Origin of the sequence: Halovenus aranensis (assembly GCF_900100385.1) — an archaeon.
GTDB lineage: Archaea > Halobacteriota > Halobacteria > Halobacteriales > Haloarculaceae > Halovenus > Halovenus aranensis.
In genome coordinates this window covers 1-3,093 of the sequence record NZ_FNFC01000046.1, presented here as the reverse complement: position 1 = coordinate 3,093, position 3,093 = coordinate 1, and the positions used below count along the sequence as shown (strand labels likewise).

3 protein-coding genes and 1 pseudogene are annotated in these 3,093 nt (G+C 54.4%); 2 read left to right on the top strand and 2 right to left on the bottom strand.

What is annotated here, in order from left to right:
• Positions 1 to 104: 104 nt before the first annotated feature.
• Together BLR34_RS16505 and BLR34_RS16500 are read right to left on the bottom strand one after the other, a co-directional pair.
• Positions 105 to 512: a DUF8160 family protein gene (locus BLR34_RS16505; protein WP_092704979.1), complete on the bottom strand. Its 408-nt coding sequence runs from the start codon at positions 510 to 512 to the stop codon at positions 105 to 107.
• Positions 509 to 1,327, bottom strand: coding sequence for a ParA family protein (locus BLR34_RS16500; RefSeq protein ID WP_092704977.1), 819 nt, complete (start codon positions 1,325 to 1,327; stop codon positions 509 to 511). The genes BLR34_RS16505 and BLR34_RS16500 overlap by 4 nt, the downstream gene beginning before the upstream one ends.
• Positions 1,328 to 1,750: 423 nt before the next feature.
• Here BLR34_RS16500 and BLR34_RS16490 point away from each other — a divergent pair.
• Positions 1,751 to 2,426: pseudogene (locus BLR34_RS16490) on the top strand (RNA polymerase subunit sigma-70).
• Positions 2,427 to 2,704: 278 nt separating this feature from the next.
• Entirely contained in the window at positions 2,705 to 2,962 is a 258-nt protein-coding gene (locus BLR34_RS17210; RefSeq protein ID WP_176765369.1) for a hypothetical protein, read from the top strand.
• The last annotated feature ends 131 nt before the right edge of the window (positions 2,963 to 3,093 follow it).

Genomic DNA, 3,093 nt, shown 5'->3' with positions numbered 1-3,093 from the left:
CGGGGCGACCGACTGCTCTGAGAACGAATTTGACGGTTCAGGAGCCGCTGGCTCCGAATGTGTAGAAACCATGAGAACCATTCTATGACACGCTGTGTCGGAAGCTATTCGTGCCCAAGATTTGAGAGACGTGCCTGGATTTCCTCAGCATCCACATCAGAGAGCGCTTCTACACCTAACTGGACAAGTAGCGGGTAGAAGTGGCGGTTCTTCTTGAACTCGTCTTGGCCTGCCTTGCGGAGCTTTAGTTGTGACTCTAGGTAGATATCCTCCATCTCGTCAAGGACATCGTCGGGAATGTAGATCGTCCGCCCGTTCCACTCGTCCTTGATGTTTGTATTCGTTTTGCTCGTTTCGTTCGTTTCACTCGTTGAAGTCGATTCGGTCGTTTCGGTCGATGAACTGGTTTCCACTGTTTCACTCCCCTCACTCGTTTCGCTGGAATCAGCCTCGTCGTCCTCCTCGTCGTAGTTGCCCTCGATGCCGGATGCATCACCCCAGCCGTCGCTCATGCCTCCACCTCCTCAGGTGCGGTCTTCTCAAACGTTTCGTCGAACAGGTCGGCAATTCCGTTGAAGAGACTGCGTGCATCCTCGACGCGCTGGTTCTCTTTGCCGAAGCCAAAGACGGACACCCCTTCGCCGATCGACTGGGAGAGGTCGGTCCGCTTGGGGATCTCGAACACTGGGAGTGAGTACGCCGACTTGATCTCCTCGATTGTGTCGCGGTGCTCGCTGTTCTGCTCGACACGGTTACAGACGATGGCGAGCCGATTGATGTCTCCGTACGCCTGTTCGAGAGAGCTCAGCTGCTTTGCGAAAATCTGGAGGCTGTTGGCGTTGAGCTTCTCAGGAATGACGGGGATGACGACATTGCCGGTCGCGACAAGGGCATTGTCGGTGAGGACGTTGAGCGACGGCGGTGTGTCGACGATGATGTGGTCATAGTCCTCGTCGAGTTCGTCGAGAGTCATCTCCAGCCGCTCGCGACTCTTCGGTGCCTCAAGTAGGGTCTGGATGTTCTTGTTGTTCGCGAGCTTCTCACTCGCGGGCAAGATGTCGAATTCCTCGTGCTCGACGATGATGTCGTTCACCGCCTCCATCTGGTCGAAGTCGAGGACGTCGAACAGCGTCGTACGGTCGGTATCGTAGTACAGATCGTTGTAGCCAAGCGAGCAGGTGAGCCCTCCGTGATAGTCGATATCGACCAGGAGGACGTCGTGGCCTCGGGCGGCGAGTGCGCCGCCTGTGTGAATGACGTCAGTCGTCTTCCCAGCGCCTCCCTTCTGATTCGCCACGGTGATTCGTGCGATGTTGGTGTCGGTCATTTCTTTCGTTTATCTCGTTGTGTTCGTTCCGTTCGTTTTGGTCGTTCCGTTCGTTTGGTTCGGTGAGAGTGTTTCACTCGGTAAGAGGAATACTACGATGTTAAAACCAATTGTTCGTTTCGTTCGTTGAGTTAAACGCACTCGTTGCCATCAACCTATTCGTTCTATTTGTTACGTTCGTTTCCCTCGTTTTGCTCATCAAGTACAAGCAGAAAGAGTTTCTTCTCAACCAGTTCGTTCCTCAGAATACGTTCATTACATTCGTTTTTCTTGTTCCGTTCGTTTCGCTCGTTGAATTCATTATAGTCGTTCCGCGTGGATTCAGCGGGAATCAGGGCTACCCCCGGGACGAATGGAGAGATCGTGCTTAAACGCCAATCGGGTAAGGCTTTCAACTGTTACCGGATTATTGGTAACCAACAGATGTATGAGGTACTCGACGATACGGCGGCACAGACTATCCTCGCCATCGAGAGTGGTGACTCCATCCGGCCGTGTCGCCCAACACCTCCACACGCCGTACGAGATATTACGACAGGCCGTCAATCGGCTGGAAGACGCAGGCTACGTCACCTATGACGACGGCCTCTCAGTCGTCGACGAGCGCGTGAGAGACGCAGCCCGCGAACTCGTCGCTGCCAGCGCCGGCGTCAGTCCACCATCTATCGAGGAAGCCTACGTCATCCCACAGTTCGGAGACTGGCCGTTCGCATTCACACGGATCGACGCCGTCTACGTGTGGACCCAAGGAGGCTACCAAGTTGGTCGGGAGCCCGACGACTATCCGCTGTTCCTTGCTGTTCGTGAGCAAGACGTCGACGCCTGGGAGGCGTTCTTTGAGTCCTTCGACCTCCCCACCGCAGTCGAGCGACAGCCCCGAGACGAACTGGACGGGGCACTGCAGATCGTCCTCGATACACGCGCCTCACTTGATATTGAACACATCGAGGGGTACCCGGTGATCCCGAGAGCAGAGACGACCGAGTATATGCGTGAGAACTACGCCCAGTTCCAGTCGGCGCTCGCGATGCTCGACCGGATGTACGAGGACCTCGACCTCGGCGTCACGTACCGGGAGACGGAACGAGCGCAGCCATGAGCTTCCACAACCGGAGTGACGCACTCATCGAACTACTCGAGAGAGCGACGAACTCAAACACGGATTTCGGAGTGACTTCGGAGCCTCAGCTGTCTCAGAAGAGACGGTCACCGCTCTTCAAGAGTATCTGTCTTCGCAGATTGACCACCTGAGTTGAAGCGGTAGTGATCTCGTTGATGGGAAGTAAAGATACGGCTTCGTAAGGGGTGTTTGCAGTCAGTCAAAAATTGGAGAGACGGTGTCAGTCGACCGTTGCTAACAAGGACGTCCGTAGCTGAGTGTCGTTCCCGTTCAGTACGATTACCGTGCTCGCGGAGGAACTCATCAATACGGTCGGCAAGGAACTCCGCGTCCTCTCTATCAACGTGGACGATCAGCGTCGGATGTTCCTCGTCGCTGTTCTCAATCACGAGCGAGACATCCTTGAACTCGTCTGGCTGTCTATACGCCTCGAGCTCATCGGCGACCTGACCAGCCTGGTCATCGAGTATCTCAATTATTTCCTTTGTTATAGGACAACCAGACACCAAGAATGACAATCGATTCAACGCAGTCAGGCGACTGAAGATTACTGGTACAGCGAGGAGGGGAGTATTCATACTCATTCACCGATTTGGAGATATAACTCGAGCAATCACAATCAGGATTACATACTCCTCAATACGAG